Source organism: Microbulbifer discodermiae (genome assembly GCF_040742695.1).
Taxonomy (GTDB): Bacteria; Pseudomonadota; Gammaproteobacteria; order Pseudomonadales; family Cellvibrionaceae; genus Microbulbifer.
In genome coordinates this window covers 2903-21912 of the sequence record NZ_JBFLAB010000037.1, presented here as the reverse complement: position 1 = coordinate 21912, position 19010 = coordinate 2903, and the positions used below count along the sequence as shown (strand labels likewise).

10 protein-coding genes are annotated in these 19010 nt (G+C 56.5%); 8 read left to right on the top strand and 2 right to left on the bottom strand.

Annotated features, from left to right (window positions below; translation table 11 throughout):
- The first annotated feature begins 269 nt into the window (after window positions 1-269).
- Complete coding sequence (locus AB1S50_RS13310; protein ID WP_367151283.1) at window positions 270-908, top strand: outer membrane beta-barrel protein; 639 nt, start codon at window positions 270-272, stop codon at window positions 906-908.
- Window positions 909-1064: 156 nt separating this feature from the next.
- Here AB1S50_RS13310 and AB1S50_RS13305 read toward each other — a convergent pair whose 3' ends face one another.
- Window positions 1065-2273, bottom strand: a complete 1209-nt coding sequence (locus tag AB1S50_RS13305; RefSeq protein WP_367151281.1) for an alginate export family protein — start codon at window positions 2271-2273, stop codon at window positions 1065-1067.
- Window positions 2274-2416: 143 nt separating this feature from the next.
- Window positions 2417-3718, bottom strand: coding sequence for an MFS transporter (locus AB1S50_RS13300; RefSeq protein ID WP_367151278.1), 1302 nt, complete (start codon window positions 3716-3718; stop codon window positions 2417-2419).
- A 452-nt stretch (window positions 3719-4170) separates the two neighbouring features.
- On the opposite strand from AB1S50_RS13300, the gene AB1S50_RS13295 reads away from it, so the two are divergent.
- The 7 genes from AB1S50_RS13295 to AB1S50_RS13265 all read left to right on the top strand — a co-directional run bounded on the left by AB1S50_RS13295 (window position 4171) and on the right by AB1S50_RS13265 (window position 18949).
- Window positions 4171-5646, top strand: a complete 1476-nt coding sequence (locus AB1S50_RS13295) for a NarK family nitrate/nitrite MFS transporter (protein WP_367151277.1) — start codon at window positions 4171-4173, stop codon at window positions 5644-5646.
- Window positions 5647-5859: 213 nt separating this feature from the next.
- Entirely contained in the window at window positions 5860-7629 is a 1770-nt protein-coding gene (locus AB1S50_RS13290; RefSeq protein WP_367151276.1) for a protein kinase domain-containing protein, read from the top strand.
- Window positions 7630-7972: 343 nt separating this feature from the next.
- Window positions 7973-10129: a ribonucleoside triphosphate reductase gene (locus AB1S50_RS13285; protein WP_367151274.1), complete on the top strand. Its 2157-nt coding sequence runs from the start codon at window positions 7973-7975 to the stop codon at window positions 10127-10129.
- Window positions 10108-10284: an anaerobic ribonucleoside-triphosphate reductase gene (gene nrdD / locus AB1S50_RS13280; protein ID WP_367151273.1), complete on the top strand. Its 177-nt coding sequence runs from the start codon at window positions 10108-10110 to the stop codon at window positions 10282-10284. The genes AB1S50_RS13285 and nrdD overlap by 22 nt, the downstream gene beginning before the upstream one ends.
- A gap of 30 nt (window positions 10285-10314) precedes the next feature.
- Complete coding sequence (locus AB1S50_RS13275; RefSeq protein ID WP_367151272.1) at window positions 10315-10974, top strand: anaerobic ribonucleoside-triphosphate reductase activating protein; 660 nt, start codon at window positions 10315-10317, stop codon at window positions 10972-10974.
- A 1024-nt stretch (window positions 10975-11998) separates the two neighbouring features.
- Window positions 11999-18598 (top strand): FG-GAP-like repeat-containing protein, encoded by a 6600-nt coding sequence (locus AB1S50_RS13270; RefSeq protein ID WP_367151271.1) that lies wholly within the window; start codon window positions 11999-12001, stop codon window positions 18596-18598.
- Between the two features lie 138 nt (window positions 18599-18736).
- On the top strand, window positions 18737-18949 hold the full coding sequence (locus tag AB1S50_RS13265) for a hypothetical protein (protein WP_367151270.1): 213 nt from the start codon (window positions 18737-18739) through the stop codon (window positions 18947-18949).
- Window positions 18950-19010 lie beyond the last annotated feature (61 nt).

Here is a 19010-nt window from a genome sequence, read left to right as displayed (position 1 = left end):
TGGGCATGAGTTGTAAACGAGAGCCTGAGAAACCATGGAAGACTTTGTCAGCAACCTGGTTGCGAGAGGAGTGCAGATATTTGGATTAAAATTTTTTATCATCGAAGTATTGTATTGTCAACTAAAATACAGACTGCTTTATTCGTTAGTCTGTCCTCCCAGAGATTCGAGCTTGATGATTTTGTGACGATTAAAGACAGTTTGTAATGTATAGGCATAACAATCGTCCGAGTAGGAAGCGGAAAAGTCAATCAACATGCGAATTATTCATGTGGGGCGGTGCCGGGTTTTTACTCCACGTGAAAAAAATCTGCTCATTCTTTACAGTGGCGCCACTTGAAGCTTCGGACATTATTTGTGAGAATCCGCCGGCTTTTATATTAATCAACGATGAAGGAGGAAGAATGCGTTCCAATCTTAAAGTCTTGGTGGCTGCTGTCGCTTTGCTATGCTCGGCCGGATCACAAGCGGAAGGTGTTTATATTGGTGGTGTTTTTGGCCTTATGAATACTGACGTTGGAAGAACCAGCCCTTTCAATGTAGGGGTTCGCGGTGGTTATACCTGGAGCTCAGGCTGGGGAGTGGAGGCTGAATATACTGATTCTGCATCTGATGGGAGTTTGGACGTCTTTGGAGTTGGGGTGTCTCCGACATCGGCTGATTACTCTATTTCCACTGAAGCTTTGTATCTGACCTATATGACTTCAGGCGATCTCTACTTCAAAGCGCGCCTTGGGTATCTCAATGAAACTGTGGATATAGCTTCTTTCAGTGCCTCTGATAGTGGTGGTTCAGTGGGTCTTGGTGGCGGTTTTAAGTTTAGTGAAAATGTTTCCTTTGAGACAGAGTACACACTAATAGAGGAAGATGTGGACCTTTTGTCCGGCACTCTAATTTTTCGCTTCTAGGCATATTCTATCAGAAGGGGAATTAAAGCACGTCCTAAAGCTATTGTTTTGCTAGCCTGGACTTGCTTATCTCACGCCTCCAGACAATAATTGCTACTGCTAGACAAATGAAAAAACCCGGCCGAGCCGGGTTTTTTCATGGGTGATCACGCCGAGTCAGAAATTGGCAGTCACCATCAGCCAGAATTTATCGGTGTCCACACTGTACTCATCGGCGTTGTAGCTGGCGTACTTGACCAGCGCGGAAATATCCTCGGTGATCTTGCGGCCGTAGCTCAGGTTCCACTCCCGGCCGTAAGTTGCGGAAGCTTCATTTGCCTCGAAGTTGTGGTAGGCCATACTCAGTTTGCCGCCGGCAATTTTTGTCGCACCACTGATATACAGGTCCTCGATACCGTCGGCCGGCGTCGCCAGGAAGCGGTCGGTAAAACCCTGGAATTTATGCAGCGTGGCCAGAGGGGTTTTAAAGCCGACACCATTGTCGGAACCCAGCACCTCATAGCCGAGTTTTGTACTCACCGGACCCAGGTCGGCGCCCAGCTCCGCCAGATAATAATCGGCGCTGTAGTCGAGGGGGCTGTCCCCGGTGTCGGTCTGGAGTGCGTAACTCAGGTTCGCCTTGACTGCCCCGAAATTCCCCTTGTAGTCCAGGCCATAGGTGCGGCTGGAATTATTGACAGAGTTGTCCAGGTCCAGGTTATAGGCGAAACCGCTGAGCTTGTGGCCCTCCGCCAGCGGATAGGCGGCGTGCAACAGCTGAATATCGCCGTCGAAATCTGAATTGAAGCTGTCTTCGCCAAAAATACGGTTGACCCGGTAGATATAACTATAATCAAGCTGCAAGCTGTCGTTACTGCCATACTGGTAGCGCAGGCCGTCATAGGTCTGTTCGTTCTGTCGCCAGCCGACGCCGCCCACAAAGCGCTGGGAATCCAGGTTGATCCTCTGGCGTCCGGCGGTAATAACAGAATTCCCGCCGTTGTAACGGAGATAGGCCTGGTTGACTTCGGTTCCCTCCGGGTCGGCGACTACCGGGTATTGGAACTCACCGTTTACGGTGGAATTGTAGTGGTCATTGCCAACGGCGGTGACATCGTCCAACTCCAGAAAACCGGTAAAACCGCGGTAGCTGCCGCTGCGCCAGTTGAGCCTGGTTCTCAAGGTGGACGCGGTCGCATCTTCGTCGATACCCTCCTGGTCTACAGTTTCCACCCGGTAGCGCAGGTTAAGCCCCACCTCACCGGATTTGAGCGCTTCGGTGAACGAGCCGGTCTCAGTGTCCTGTGCGCTCGCCTGCAATGCGATAACACTGCAGGCGCCCAACAGTAAGCCACCGGTAAGTTTGGGTAATCTTTGCATGGTCATTACGCTTCCCTATTGCATTGTCGGAGTGGACAGCAACAAATTACAGCTTTTACGACACCGTTGAAACCGTCAGTTTTTTCACCCCATAAAAATTTCTACCCCCCAGCTTCTACACAGGCGTAACACCAAATTGGTAGTGGGTACTACCTATCCGTTAAAGCCCCGGCATCCGTGCTTCCCTGGTGAAGAAAATTATGCTGCCTGGCAAATACCAGGCGCTGCTGTCGGCGCTCCCGCTGAATCGCCAGATACATGACCAGCATGCAAAAGGCGAGCACTCCGTAGAGCAGCATAAAGGCGGCGCTGTGAATACCCACTAAGTCCTGGGCAATACCAAACATGACCGGCAGGGTGAAGCCGCCCAGTGCACCAACGGTGGCCACCGTGCCCCCAACGCTGCCCATATGCGCCGGGTAGTTGTCGTGCAGCGCCTTGTACACCGAGGCGCGGCCGAACCCCTGGGCGATGCCGATGACCTGCAACAACAGGGTAAACAGCTCTATCCCCACCTCGATATTCAAATGCACATCCCGTTCCACGCCGTGGATGGTCATGCTGGTGGGCGGGTAACTGAGAAAGAAAAGGCACACCAGACAGGTCCAGAAAACACTCCAGTTCACCGTGCGTGCGCCGTAGCGGTCAGCGAACCAGCCTCCCAGTGCGCGCACCGAACTCGACAGGGCGACAAATACCAGTGTCAGTGCCATGGCCTGGGATGTGCTCACACCGTAGGCACTCAGGTAATAGTTCGGCAGCCACAGCAGCAGCGCGACAAAGCTGCCGAAGACAAAATAGTAATAGAGCCCGTAGCGCCATACCCTGATCTCGCGCAGGGGCTGCATGTCCGAAAATAAACTGCCCCCGCTCCGGCTGCGCATATAGCGGGTTTCCCGCGGCGCCCAGATGGCAAACGACAGCATCAGCAACAGCAGCCCGGCTCCGTACACAGGCCCTATCCAGTCGCGGCCAAACCAGTTTTCGATCGCCGGGGCCAGCGCCAGGGTAATGGCGGCACCGACATTGCCGGCACCAAACACGCCCATGGCTGTGCCCTGGTGCTTTTTTTCAAACCAGGGGCTGATATAGCGAATACCCAGTACAAAGGACACACCGGAAATTCCCAGCCACAAGCCCGTCAGCAGGTGCCCGCTGTAGGAATCGATGCTGGGCAGCAGAAGCAGGGCGGGCAGCAGCACACCCATCTGCACCAGGATGAGTGTCTTGGTTGAATAGTGTTCCGCCAGCAGACCGGCCGGAAAACGCAACAGGGCACCGCTGAAAATCGGTGCGGCCAGCAGGATACCGTACTCGGTCGCGGAGAGCGCGTAGCGCTCCCGCAACTGGACCCCCAGCACAGCGTAGAGGGTCCAGATGGAAAAATTCGCGGTGAACATTGCCGTCGCCAGGGCGAGAACCCGCCCCGCGACTTGCTGACCATAGTGCATTGTCGACCCTCTGTGTCCCATGAATTTTGTGTTGCCGGAACGCCTTCGTGTTCAGGGTGTCCGCGATATCGTCGGGCTGGCCCTTCCTTTAGCGCCACATTTGCAGCCCTGTGCCCGGACACAATGATATGCCTGTGGCGGTGTGGCACCGACACTCTAGGCACCGCTTACCACCAAAGAGTTTTTGTGTTCCAGTGGTTCATCGGCGGACTACCCTTTTGGGGGTAGCCGGTGCACAAAATACGCCGGTGAAACGGGATTAGTCCCAGGGGCTCCCTAGCCCCAAAGGGTTATTTTCCCCACACAGTGTTTTTTCCCCGCCTCAACTACCCCCTTTGCGCGCTTTTCCTGTGGTGTGGCATCCATACCATCGGAGTTAAGGAAACCCTGATTAATTCAGTATTTCCTTAAATCTTCTTTCCTCCAGATTTCTGTTAAGCCGGAGAAAAACCATGAGTCAATCCAGCAGCTTCGATCTGTTCGATTGGAGCGACCCGAAAATAAAAACCCTCCACTGTACCTGGTTCGCATTTTTTCTGACCTTCTTCGTGTGGTTCTCCCACGCCCCCCTGCTGGTTTTTATCCGGGACGCCTTCGATCTGTCCAGCCAGCAGGTCAAGGCACTGCTGATTCTCAATGTGGCACTCACCATCCCCGCCCGTATCGTCATTGGCATGCTGGTGGACAAACTGGGTCCGCGGCTGGTCTACAGTGGTTTGTTGGTAACTTCCGCGGTGATCTGCCTCGGTTTCGCCACTGCCGACAGCTACCAGGCGCTGGCCCTGTTCCGCTTCCTGCTGGGGTTTGTGGGCGCCGGCTTCGTGATCGGTATCCGCATGGTGGGCGAATGGTTTCCCGCCCGGCAGGTGGGACTGGCGGAGGGTATCTACGGTGGCTGGGGCAATTTCGGTTCTGCCGCCGGCGCCATGACCCTGCCCACCATTGCCCTGCTGTTTGGCGGTGATGACGGCTGGCGCTACGCCCTCGGCCTGATCGGTGTTATCGCCGGCATCTACGGCCTGGTGTACTACCGCATAGCCCGCAATACCCCCAAGGGTTCCACCTATTTCAAACCCAAGAAAACCGGCGGCCTGGAAGTCACCAGCAGGGGCGATCTCTACTTCTACCTGCTGATGAATGTACCCATGTACCTGGCCCTGGCGGCGCTGGCCTACAAGCTGTCCCCCAGCGGCGTAGCCCTGCTCAGCCAGGGCGCCACCTACGGCATGTGGATACTTCTGGCGGTGCTCTTCGCCGCGCAGACCAAAATGATCTGGCGGGTGAACCGGGAGCACCTGGAGGAGGGGGTCCCGGAATTTGAGAAGTACAGCTTCAAGCAGGTGGCCATTCTCGATGTCGCCTACTTTGTTACCTTCGGCTCCGAGCTGGCGGTAGTGTCCATGTTGCCACTGTTCTTCCTGGAAACCTTTGAAGGGCTCAGCCCGGTGAAGGCGGGCCTGCTCGCCTCCGGCTTTGCCTTTATGAACCTGGTGGCGCGCCCCACTGGCGGCTACTTTTCCGACAAGCTGGGGCGCCGCCGCAGCCTGATGTTCCTGATTGGCGGTCTTGCGGTGGGTTACTTTGTGCTGAGCCAGATTGACGGCAGTTGGTGGATTTCCGCCGCGGTGATTGCCACCATGTGCTGCTCCTTCTTCGTGCAGGCCGGTGAGGGCGCTGTGTTCGCCATAGTGCCTCTGGTGAAGCGCCGTATGACCGGGCAGATTGCCGGCATGGCGGGCGCCTATGGCAATGTGGGTGCCGTGACCTTCCTCACCGCCCTGTCCTATGTGAGCTACAGCCAGTTTTTCCTGATCATTTGTGGTGCCGCAGCGGTGATCTTCTTCGCCTGCCTGTTCCTGGAAGAGCCCAAGGGCAATATTGCCGAAGTGCTGCCGGATGGCACAGTACAATTGATCAGCGTGGAGTAAGCGCCCGCTCTGGGGCAAGCAGGCTGTTGAAATTCGAAGAATTTCGATGCCTGGTACCGGAATATGGATGTTCCGGCAAAATCGGCGACGCCTAAGTCGTTGATTTTGGGAGAAAAGTGAAAATCATATTTTTCGCTTTTCGTGTTTTGAAAAAGGCAGGATGCCTTTTTCAACAACCTGCTAGAGGTGGCCGATATCGCTGAGGAAACCCACATGACCACAACCGGCCCGGCGGCGACCGAGCTCGATGAGGAGGCGCTGTCTCCGACACTCAGGGCCGGCCTCTGCAGTCGCGCCGGCATCAAACCCCGCAACGAGGACGCCGCTGTCTATCACTGGCCGGACAGCCGGCACCTGCGGCAGTACCTGGGGGCGGTGGCGGCAGTGGCGGATGGGGTCAGCTCGGCGGAGGCCGGCGCCCAGGCCAGCACCATGGCAACCCAACAGTTTGTGCGCGACTACTTCAGGGCGCCGGACACCTGGTCCGCGGCCCATGCCGGGCAGAAAATCCTCGCCTCCATCAACAGCAAGCTCTATCGCAAAAGTCACGACTATCTGCAACAGGAGAAGGGCTTCCTGTGTACCTTCTCGACCCTGGTGTTTAAATCCCGCAACGCGCATTTTTTCCACATCGGGGACAGTCGTATTTACCAGTTGCGGGATGGGGATTTCCGCTGTCTGACCCGGGATCACAGTGTCGCGCTGTCGTCCCGCCAGACGATGCTCTCCCGCGCCCTGGGAATGGATACCGGAGTGCAGGTGGACTACGGCCAGGTGGGCCTGCAGCGGGGGGACCAGTTGCTGATCACCAGCGACGGTGTGCACGATTTTCTCGATCCCCAGGTAATGCGGGGAATACTCGAAAACTCCGCTCTCGACGAACAGGCCACAGCCGAGGCTTTGGTAGATGCCGCCGCCGGGGGCGGCAGTGACGACAACCTGACCGCGCTGGTGGTGCGGGTTGTGGACCTGCCGCGGACAACCCTGGACGATTACAGCCGGCAGTTGACGCGGCTGCCGTTTCCACCCCCGCTGGAGCCCGGCATGGTGCTGGACGGCTATGTGGTGGAGCGGGAAATTTTTGCCTCCCAGCGCAGCCAGCTGTACCTGGTGCGGGACAGTGACAGCGGCCGCACCCTGGTGATGAAGACCCCCTCGGTCAACTACCAGGACGACCTGCACTATATCGACCGATTTATCCAGGAGGAGTGGATAGGGCTGCGCATCCAGAGTGAGCATGTGGTGCGGCTGTACCGGCAGCAGCGCCCCCGCACCGGGCTCTACTACCTGATGGAATATGTGGATGGCGTGACGCTGGAGACCTGGATCGCCGACAACCGCTTCCCCAAACCCGCGCAGGCGTATCGCATTCTGCGGGAAATCGCCGCCGGTCTGCAGGCTTTCCACGACCAGGAGACCATTCACCAGGACCTGAAACCCGCAAACGTCATGATTGACGGCAGCGGTGGGGTCAAGATCGTCGACTTCGGTTCTGTCTATATCGCCGGCAGTGCGGAGGTTTTCCGCCCCCTGGAACACCCGGGGGCACTGGGTACCGCCTCTTATTCAGACCCCCACTATATTCTCGGCCGCAACACCGGCATACAGGGCGATATCTATGCGCTCTCCACCATCGCCTACGAGATGTTCACCGGGGAGCTGCCCTACGGCGAAGAGATCAACGAATGTCGCTCGGCCGCCGACTATGAGCGGCTGCGCTACAGGCCCGCCCACTTGTTCAACCCGGTGGTGCCCACCTGGTTCGACCGCACCCTGGAGCGGGGCTGCAGCATCGACCTGCGGAACCGCTACCGCAGCCTGGAGGCCTTTATCGGCGATCTGGGCACCCCAAATCCCGACTACCTGCGCGACGATCCCGCCGAGCAGCAGAGCCCCAATGCGCCCCTGTTCTGGAAACTGCTGTGCGCCCTGTGGGCGGCAACCCTGCTGGCGGTATTTGCGCTCTTTTCCTCCGGCTCCTGAGTGTCAACAGGCCCTAAGGTTTCGCCCTTTTCCTGAGGCAAAAGGGGTAGCCGCAGGTTCCCACCCGGCCGTGTCGGTCGGCTCGCCTGTTGTGAGGTATGGCCCTCCCAGCACGACAGCGCCCCGGTTCCCGTCAGGCTACAGCCATCCCGCGATTACCCAAAAGGAGTAGCCGGCCTGCCCGCCGGTGGTACAGGGGTGCGGGTGCACGGTTTTTTACTCTCTTGTTCAATTAGAAAAATAACTATATGTTGTTGTATAGAAAATAAATAACACAACATATAGTGATTTAGATCAATTTTTGCCGGTGCCACGGCCGCTGCCGGCACCAGCGGGAGAGCCCATGAACACCGCCGCCCAACCCAACCCCGACAGTGCGCCATCGGCGTCACCATCCTGTTCCCGGTCCCTGCCCACGGGCAACGCCGGTGTCGGTGCGGATATCCTGGTGCGCAAGCGCGATGGCCGCACCCTGGCCTTCCAGCAGGCGCGAATCCACCGCGCCCTGTTAAGCGCCGGCCGCGCCACCGGAGCATTCGGCACGGAAGAGGCGCAGCGGCTCGCCACCCAGGTCACCAAAGTGATCGAGTTTCGCCACCGGGAAGGCGCCGCCGTGGATATCGAGGAAATACAAAATATTGTGGAACAGGTGCTGGTGGGCAGCGACCACCTGGATACCGCGCGGGCCTATATTGCCTATCGGGAGCGGCACCGGCAGCTGAGGGAAAATCACCGCACCCTGGTGGACGTGGGTGCCTCCATCGACGAGTACCTCCGGCGCGAGGACTGGCGCGTGGCCGCCAATGCCAACCAGGGGTTTTCCCTCGGCGGCCTGATCCTAAACAGCGCCGGCAAGATGATAGCCAACTACTGGCTCAATCACGTCTACACCGCGGAAATCGGCGCGGCCCACCGCGACGGCGACCTGCATCTCCACGACCTGGATATGCTGTCCGGCTACTGTGCTGGCTGGTCCCTGCGCACCCTGTTGCAGGAGGGCCTCAACGGCGTGCCCGGCAAGGTGGAGTCGGCCCCGCCCGCGCATTTGTCCAGTGCCGTGGCCCAGATCGTCAATTTTCTCGGTACCCTGCAAAACGAATGGGCCGGCGCCCAGGCGTTCAGCTCATTTGACACCTACTTGGCACCCTATATCCGCAAGGACCAGCTCGGCTACCGGGAGGTGCGCCAGTGTATGCAGGAGCTGATCTTCAACCTCAATGTGCCGTCCCGCTGGGGTACCCAGACCCCCTTTACCAATCTCACCTTCGACTGGGTTTGTCCCCGGGATTTACAGGAGCAGGTACCGGTGATCGCCGGCAGGGAAATGCCCTTTTGCTACGGCGATCTGCAGGGGGAAATGGACCTGATCAACCGCGCCTATATCGAAGTCATGAGCGAAGGCGACGCCCGTGGTCGGGTTTTTACTTTTCCCATTCCCACCTACAACATCACCGAGGACTTTCCCTGGCACAGTGAAAATGCCGAGCGGCTGTTCGCCATGACCGCCCGTTACGGCCTGCCTTATTTTCAGAATTTCATAAATTCCGATCTCAGTCCGCACATGTTGCGTTCCATGTGCTGTCGCCTGCAGCTGGATCTGCGCGAACTGCTCAAGCGCGGCAACGGTCTTTTTGGTTCCGCCGAGCAGACCGGTTCCCTGGGGGTGGTGACCATCAACTGCGCGCGCCTGGGTTATCTGTACCGGGGCGATGAACAGGCCCTTATGGCACGCCTCGACCAACTGCTGGAACTGGCCAGGAGTTCGCTGGAAGTCAAACGCAAGGTCATCCAGCTGCATATGGACACCGGCCTTTTTCCCTATACGCGCCGCTATCTGGGCACACTGCGCAATCATTTCTCCACCATCGGCGTCAACGGCATCAATGAAATGCTGCGCAATTTCAGCGGCGACCGGGACAGCATCGTTACCCCATCGGGACAGCAGTTGGCGGAGCGGCTGCTCGACCATATTCGCGCCCGCATGACGGATTTCCAGCAGCAGACCGGCCATCTCTACAACCTGGAGGCGACGCCCGCGGAAGGCACCACCTACCGTTTTGCACGGGAAGATCGCAAGCGCTATGCGGATATCCTCCAGGCGGGCACTGCGGAAGCTCCCTACTACACTAACTCCTCCCAGCTGCCCGCCGGCTTTACCGCTGATCCCTTCGAGGCGTTGGCGCGGCAGGAGCCCCTGCAGCGCCGCTATACCGGTGGCACAGTCCTCCACCTTTACCTGGGAGAGCGACTGCCCGATGTCGAGAGCTGTCGCCGCCTGGTACGCCGGGCACTGACCAACTACCAGTTGCCCTACATCACCGTAACCCCCAGTTTTTCCATCTGCCCCACCCACGGCTACCTCAGCGGCGAGCACCAATTCTGCCCGCGCTGCGACGAGGTATTGATCGCACGCCAATTGCACGAAACACAGCAAAATCCGTGCGGCAATTCCACGGCAAACCATCGAGGAGAGAAATCATGTCCAACCCAATCCAGTTGAACGATCAGGAACGCACCCGTTGTGAAGTCTGGAGTCGCGTCATGGGTTACCATCGCCCGGTCTCTTTTTGGAATCCCGGCAAACAGTCCGAGCATCGCGAGCGCCGTTTTTTCGTTGTTGACAACAAGCCGGCTCCCGCTAAGACGGAAGGTTAACTTCCGTTACAGCCAGTGGGTAATGCCGGTATGAGCGAAACACTGCGGGTCGGCGGTTTTACACCCTTCACCGCCACCGACTATCCCGGCGCCCTGGCCGCAGTGGTGTTTTGCCAGGGGTGCCCTTGGCGTTGCCGCTACTGTCACAACGGTGACCTGCTGCCGGCCCGCGCGCCCGCGCCCTATGAATGGGGCGAGATTGTGGATTTCCTGCGCCAGCGCCGCGGACTGTTGGACGCGGTGGTCTTTTCGGGTGGTGAACCCACCGCCCAACCGGCCCTGGAGAGCGCCATAGGGCAGGTGCGGGATCTCGGTTTTAAAGTGGGTTTGCACACTGCCGGTATCTATCCCCGGCGCCTGTGCCGGCTAGTGTCGCAACTGGACTGGGTCGGGCTGGATATCAAGGCGCTACCGGATAATTATGTGGCCATCACCGGCGTGCGGGGCAGTGGCGACAGCGCCTGGGAAAGCGCCCGTATACTGGCCGCCGCCGGAGTGCCGATGGAAGTGCGGCTTACCCGCCACCCGCGGATAACCAGCGCTGAGGAACTCGGCCAGGTCCGCGCCAGGCTGCGGCAGCTGGGTATTTTGGATCTCACCGTGCAGGACTGCGATATCAACCACTGTCTGGATGATTCGCTTCGGCAACAGCTGGTTGAAACAGCTGCCTTTAGTGTGAAAAGTGATTAAGAGCACCCTTTGCCGTTTCCAGTGAAGACTTCCGAAATAGTCTGGCTGACTGTGCCAACGTTTTTCTATGTTATTGCTGCAACAGGCATTACGGCTATGGCAAGTCATCAATTTTTGGTGACGGTGTAATGGGCTGTAATGTCAGAATGCTTTTCGAATAACCGAAGTTTCGGCTATGCTAAGCAAAGAAGGTAAATCAAGCGCGACCGACATAATAATAAATGCCAGGACTTTCTTGCCCATATTGTAAAAATCCGTTCACAGATGGTACGCCTGTTTTACCCTTGTTATCCGATAGCCATACAGTAACTTTCCTGCGGCTTTGGTAACACCCGCTCGGCGCAGCTGGGCAGACTGTAGGCTACGGCTTCCCATAGGGTATATAAGTAATAAGTCGCGCAGCGCATCGAAAAGCTTAAAGTGTATTGATTTATCTAAACAACGGTGCTTTCAAGCAAAGTTGCCGCGTTAGTTTGAGGGTGTATCTTACTTTGTCACACTACTGTCGGTTATGAATACAAGAACAACTATTTCGATATTTTTCCTGATTTTTTCTCTTTGTTGGGCCGGTCTCGCAGAGGCAGCTGTTTCCGCTAGCACAACCAACTCAAGGGGTACCCATACCATTAGCTGGTCCTCAGTCTCCAATGCCGACTATTATGCTGTTTATGTCAGTGGAGCAAGGTCTGCCTCATATACTACATCTAGCCTATCTAGATCCTTCACAGAGACTGCAAATGGTTCTTATACATACAAGGTGACAGCTTGGGGTGAGGCTGTTTGGAATCCAGTTATTCAGGAATATATTGACCAGCCCACTAATCTGGGCAGCGTTACAGTCACGGTCAACTTGCCAAAGCCTGGCACACCTTCTTCTATAACGGTTCCTTCGACAGACAATAATGGTTCATTTTCGGTCAGCTGGGGCGCCTCAAGCGGGGTTGTCTCCAGATACGAGCTTTGGGAGCAAAAGAATTCAAATTCCTATGTAAGAGTCCATAATGCCAGCGCGCGCAGTAAGTCTTTGAGTGGCAGGGCGGATGCATCCTATAAATACCGGGTGCGTGGGTGCAACGATTCCGGTTGCGGTGGCTGGCGCTATGGCGGAAACAGCCTCACGGTCAGAAATAAACCGGGCGCACCCGGCACGCCAAATAATCCCACAAGCAGCTCCAATGGCAGTTATACTATCAGTTGGGCTGCCGCCTCCGGTACAGTTACCTACTACCTGTTGCAGGAGAGCAGCAACAATGGCTCCAGTTGGACCAGCCATAATACCGGCACTTCGCGCAGTTTTTCCGTCACCGCCAAACCCGAGGGAAGCTACTTATACCGGGTAACGGCTTGTAATACCTACAGCTGGTCCTGTGCCACAGGTGGTCAAAAACAGACAAGTGTGACGTTTCCGGCAGGCCCCGAACTTTCCATTTCCCCGGCCACTTCCACCGATGGGACCTTCCGATTAAGCTGGAATTTTGGCGGCGCCGCCCAGGTCAGAATCGTCTCAAGCCAGGCTAAGAACGGCTCAACGGTGATGTGCCAGGGTGCCGTCGGCGGCTGCAATGTGGGGCCATTCCTGCGGGATGGACACATCTCCTTTTTCCTGCAAGTGCAGACGCCTGATGGGTGGGAGGAATTTTGGGGGGAGAATACCGTTTCCGCCCGGATTATTTATCCGCCGCAAAAACCCGATGTAACCCTCGTCCACGGCGAGACCGATTTCAGCGGCTACGACTGGGACGGCAGCTATGCTTTCGACGTCGTGCCCGATCTTGGCGACTACGTGAACCACTGGGAATACCAGGAATCCACCAGCGGCAACTTCTCGACCGCCACAACCCATACCCTGACAGCATTTTCCGGCAAGCCGGACGGCACCTACTATTACAGGATAAGAGGCTGTAATGCCTTTTTCGATTGTGATCTCAGTACCTGGAGTGATACACAGACGGTGCGGGTATGGAAGGTTCCTGTACCGGCTCCACCTGTAATCCGGGATCTAGCAGATAGCGCTTCCGGGGTCTACACCATCCACTGGGACCATCAGCCGCAACAGTACCTGGAGCCTCCATACGGTCGATTTACGCTAAAAGAGAATAACAAAATTGTTCTGGCTGGAGATGAAAGTATTGGAGTCACCTCTTTTGCGGTTAATAAAAAGCCCGATGGCACCTACAACTACATTGTAGAAGCTTGCAACCCCAGGGCATGTTCTGGCTACTCCAGTGCTCAGGTATTAGATGTCGCCAACAGACCCGGGCCTATAGCAGCGATCAGCGCCGCACCCTTGGTCAGTTATGATGGTAGCCTGGATCTTATTTGGAGTAATCCCGACAACCGGGTCGTGGAGTTCCATCTGGAGAAGGGGAATTACGATCCGTCTTCCGGCACAGTCACCTGGACTGACACCGATGTAGTCACCGGCCAGATTGTCGATCCGGATACAGATGAAGAGGCACTTCTCAGTTACCTGGGTCAGAACAACTCCACCGCTTTGTCCGGCTTGAGCGATGGTTACTACCAGTTTCGTGTATGGGCATGTAACAAGCAGAGTGACTTTGAAACCTGCAACGCACCCATCGAATCTTTACCGATAAGAGTCGCGAACGGCCAGGATCCCAGCCCGCTACCTTCCGGGGAGGCCCCCGCACAAATCAATATTCCGCCGGCAACCAATGCAGATGTTGTGGCTTCCGATTTGGTAGGGGAGACGGCTGGCCAATTCAGGGTAACGGAAGGCGGCAGCGCCGCCTATTCGATTCCGATTCTAACCGGACCGGCTTCCGGTAGCGTAGCTCCCCGTATCTCTCTAAGTTATCTGGGAGAGGGAGGTAATGGCCCCTCCGGTGTCGGCTGGAATATCTCAGGGCTCTCAATAATCACCCGTTGCCGTATGACGCGAGAGGAGGACGGCCTGGACAGCGCCGTAGGTCTTGGGCCCAACGACAGGTTTTGCCTGGACGGACAGCGTTTGATTGCTACTTCCGGGGACTACGGAGCTGACGGCACTGAATATCGAACCGCAATCGATACCTTCACACAGGTTAGGCAGTTTGGCGATCAATACGGTCCCGACTATTTTGAGGTCCGCCGCAAGGACGGTTCTGTTGCCTATTACGGAAATCCCAGCGACAGCTACTTGAATGGCAAGGGTTCGAAGAGCAGCCATAAATTGATGTGGACACAGTCGAGTTTCAGCGACAATGTTGGAAATACCATCACTTACCACTATACGAAAAATACAGTCGTCGGCGAACATCTTATTGACCGTATTGACTATGCAAGCAATGACGGCGTGGCCGCCACAAATCATATTGAATTCCATTATAGCAGTGGTAGGAACGATACCTCATCAGGCTATTGGCTTGGGGTGCCCCAATCGCAGACCAAACGCCTGGACGCCATAAAATCCTATTCTGAAGGCAGTGAGCTGAGGACCTATAAGCTCGGCTATATCTTGAGTGCAAGTACAGGAAGATCCCTACTGGCGTCCGTGCAGGAGTGTGTCGGTGAAAGCTGCCTCGCCCCCACTACCTTCGACTGGAGTCAGCCTCCGGTAGGTTTTGGCTCCAGGTCGCCTGAATATCAAGACGGCAACCTGGATTTGACCGCGAGCTTCTACGCCCCCCGCCCTGCCGACGTAAACGGCGATGGGCGTGAAGATCTGCTCTGGCTGCGTAAAGACAATGACGGGGACTATTTTGTCAGCCTGGCCAGATCCCTGAGTCACCAGGGCAGTTATCGACTGCACTATCAGAATTTGGGTGATATTGAAATTCCCAAAGATAGTCTCGGGGAACCCATGTCCTGGCATTTGCTGGACTACTTCGGCAGTGGTGTTCTGGATCTCCTAGTGGCCACCGATGGAAATTGGCAAGTGCATCGCTACTCGGGCGGAGGATTCACAAGCACAGCGCTAGATACGGGGATTCCGGCTCGGGGCACAACCAATTCCGTATTACAGGATATAGACGGGGATGGCCTGCCGGACCTGGTTCGCCTGGCTCCAGGCCTGCCGGGGCAGACGTTGCCCTCATTAACTATTCATCGTTTGCAACGCAATGGCAGCGGCGGTTACAAATTTAGCCCTAGTGAAGAGGATTTTTCACTGGTATTTACCGATGCGCCGCAGCAGCTTGGCGATATCGTGGGAGGGGATTTTTGGCCCAAGATGCGTCTTGGAAGTACGCGGCTGGCCGACTTCAATGGCGATGGCCGTGTGGACCTGTACGCCAGGGTACATTGGATGTGCACCCCAGTGGGCAAAGTGGACCAGATCTGTGATTCCGACGATGATACTTATCTGTGGATGCTTTTCGAAACCTCAGGCAGCAGTTTTATAGAAACGGGCTATTTCGATTATGAAATCGTTTATGCGGGGTCGCCTAACAGCTCGGCGCTTATACCTGCAGATCTGAATGGCGACGGTTTGACCGATTATCTCTATAAAAAACTTACCCAAGGCGACTGGCACGCCAAAATTAATACCGGTTCCGAATTTGTCAGTGCCGGGTTTACCATTCCAGACGGCCAGCCGGTGGCTTTTACGGATTACGACGGCAATGGCGTCCTCGACATGATGGCCGTGGATACTACCCTGGCTGCCCCCAAAATGGTGCGGCACTATTGGGACGGCAATAGTTTCGAGCGCGAGGAGCTATTCGGGGCCCCCGGCTACAATTTTTCTGAAAGCCCGGACCGCAACTATGCGCATTTCTTCCTGGATCTGGAGGGGGACGGTTTTGCCAGCCATATGCGGCTAAGTTACAGTAATACCGGTGAGCATGGTGACGTGGTGGTTTATCATGATTCAGGCAATAATTTGATGCCCACGGATCAGATCACCAAAATTACCCATGGCCTGGGCTCGGTTACCGATATTCACTACCGCAGAATGACACTGCCGGGGCAATCTACTGACCACACTTACATAACAGGCACCGGTGCAGCTGGGTTGAGCTTTGGTAATGGCTCCGGGGTTATGGATCTTCTGACACCAAGCTTTTTAGTCTCCCGGGTGGATAGTTCCGCACCCACAACCGCTGACGCCTCGCACCAGGTCTCCGTATACTATAAATATGAGGCGGCGCGTATCCAGGCAGGTGGGCGCGGGGCGCTTGGATTTGAAAAGGTTTCTACGATTGACGTGCAAACCGGGGTGGTTACCACCACTGTGTACCGGCAGGATTACCCTTATACGGGTATGCCGGTCAGTACCGCCACATGCCTGGAGCCCACGGACCTGGTGAGCTGTGAGATCAATGATCCCTCCTCAAAGCTGATCTCTACAGCGGTAAACCAGTTGGACAGTTTTGCCCCGGTACCGGGAACCGTTTTACCCTATGTCCGCACTGTTACCGAAACCGGTTACACCCTGGGCCTGGAGAAAGTGCAAAAGACAGTCACAACCACTACCTATGATAGTGGTGCAGACCGAAAGTACGGGAATGTTTCCCTGTTGCAGGTGCAAAAGTACGATGCCCTGGACCGGCTCTTATCCAGCCAGACGACGGATAATACCTATAATAACAATCCCGGCCCCTGGCATCTCGGTCGCCTGATGCGTACCGAGGTGACCACAGCCAGGCCCCTGAGCGGCATACCCGCGCAAACCCGCATAGCGGCCTTCACCTATGACCCCGAGACCGGTTTGCTCATGAGCGAGGCAGTCGAGCCGGATGACCCCGGCCTTTCGATGATGACCCGCTACGGGTATGACAAGTTCGGTAATAAAGTATCAGCTAGCCGCAGTGCACCGGGTGAGCAGGAGCGCATCAGCAAGTGGCATTATGATAGCGCTGGTCGATACCTGGTTGCCCGGGAAAACGCTCTGGGCCAAATCACCTCCTATGCCTCCGACTTCAACCACTACGGCAAAGCGCAAGTAGTCACCGATATCAATGGGGTGCGCGCTGGCACCGCCTATTCAGCCTTTGGCAAGCCCTATTTCAATTGGGCGGAGACCGGTGCTTTCACTAAAAAACTCTCCATACCCTGCCCAGCAGGTGGCTGCAGTGACGGCCCGGCGGCAGCGGCCTACAAGATCACCACAAGTACCTTCGACAGCAGTGGCAGTGTCGAGTATTACGATAAGCTGGGCCGGCAGCTGCGCAGTGGCCATACGGGCTTTGAGGGTAGCTGGGTGTTTGAAGATAAGGAGTACGACGAGCTGGGCCGCGTGGAGCGGCAGAGCCTGCCTTACTTTTCCGGGGATACGGCGGTCTGGAGCGGGTTTGACTACGACATCCTCGGCCGCACAACCCACACCGATGTACCCGGCAACCAGTGCGACATCACCGTGACTTTTGATCAGTTGCAGGGAGACGGCACGGTACGCACCAGTAGCGCCACCTCGGGAGGCAGCGGCTGTAATCAGACCAGCCACCAGGACCACAATGTGCTGGGAGAACTGGTCAAAGTCACTGACACCGATGGCAACACAGTCGCCTACGGGTATGACACCCAGGGTAACCTGACCCACACCGCCACCGTGGATACGCAGCAGGGTATCCCAATAACAATCCAGGTAGAGTACGACAAACTCGGCCGCAAAAATTCAATGGTGGACCCGGACAAAGGGCAATGGCAGTACCAGTACAACGGTTTTGGTGAACTGTGGCGGCAGACCGATGCCATCGGCAATATCCAGGAAATGCACCATGATGCACTGGGCCGCATCGTTTATCGCGAGGACCGCACAGCGGACGGCAGCCTGGAGAAGGCCTCCCGCTGGTATTATGATCGCGACCCGGATTGCAGCAAAGTTTCCTATGCCGCCGGCAAGCTGGTGTTCGTGGCGGAAAGCAATGCCCCCATCGCCAGCGACTGCAGCGTGGATTTCGGCCAGTACAGTTATGCGAAATTGTTCGATTACGATTTCTATGCGCGCCTGGCGGAAACCGTCACCATTCTCGGTGACGCTGGTGTGGACGGTGACCATTGGGAAAAGCGGGAATACGACCGCTACGGTCGCATCAAGCTCAGTTACGATGCCGCCAATGAAATGGCGGCGGTTGATGGCAGCTACACCCGGGGCAGCTGGAACCACTATCATCCGCAGTGGGGCTATATCACCCAGGTCACCAGCCCGGATTATGTGGCCGGCACCGCCGGTCAGCGCTACTACCTGCTACAGGGCATGGATGCGCGCGGCAACAGCACCCAGACCCTGTTGGGCAACGGACTGACGGTACAGCGGGGTTTCGATCCGGTCAGCAATCGCCTGCAGGGTATCGACACGGGCCTGATTCCCGGCCTCGGGAGCGTGCAGAATTTGCAGCTCGGTTGGCTCGCCAATGGCAACCTGGCCTGGCGGCAGGATTTTTCCGGGGAACCGGGTTCGCAGAAGGACCTGCGAGAGGATTTTAACTACGACAGCCTCAACCGGCTCACCGCCGTGACCCTGACCAGCGCCAGTGGCATCACCGGCACCAGTGTCAGCTATTCCTCCAGTGGCAACATTCTCAGCAAAACCGGTGTGGGCAACTACCGTTATGGTGCCCAGTGTGGGGTGGCCTATGGTCCCCACGCAGTCTGTGAAACCGGCAGCGGCGCCGGTATCACCAGCTACCACTATGATGCCAACGGCAACCTGTTGTCTGATACCACAGGCCGCACCCTGTAATACAGCGTATTCAACAAGCCACTGACTATCCAGAAGGGCGGCCACAGCGCACAATTCCGCTATGGTCCCCAGCGCAGCCGCTGGAAGCGCATCGACGATGACGGCACCAGTACCACGGAAACCCTCTATCTGGGCAATGTGGAAAAGGTCTACAAGAACGGCACTACGGAAATCCGTCGCAACATCGCAGGCTTCGTTCTCACCACGGACAAATACGATACCGATATGCGCCAGTGGCAGGCGGATAAGGCTGCCGGTGCCCTGGCAGGGGAGAGCGCCGACGACCATTTGACGGTGACCAAAAACCGCTATCTGCTACGGGACCGGACGGTCCCGTGGCCGTCGGAATAGGCGGACGGTGACCGCGTATAGCCATAGCATAAACAGGCACCACTCTTGCTTCGGACGCTAC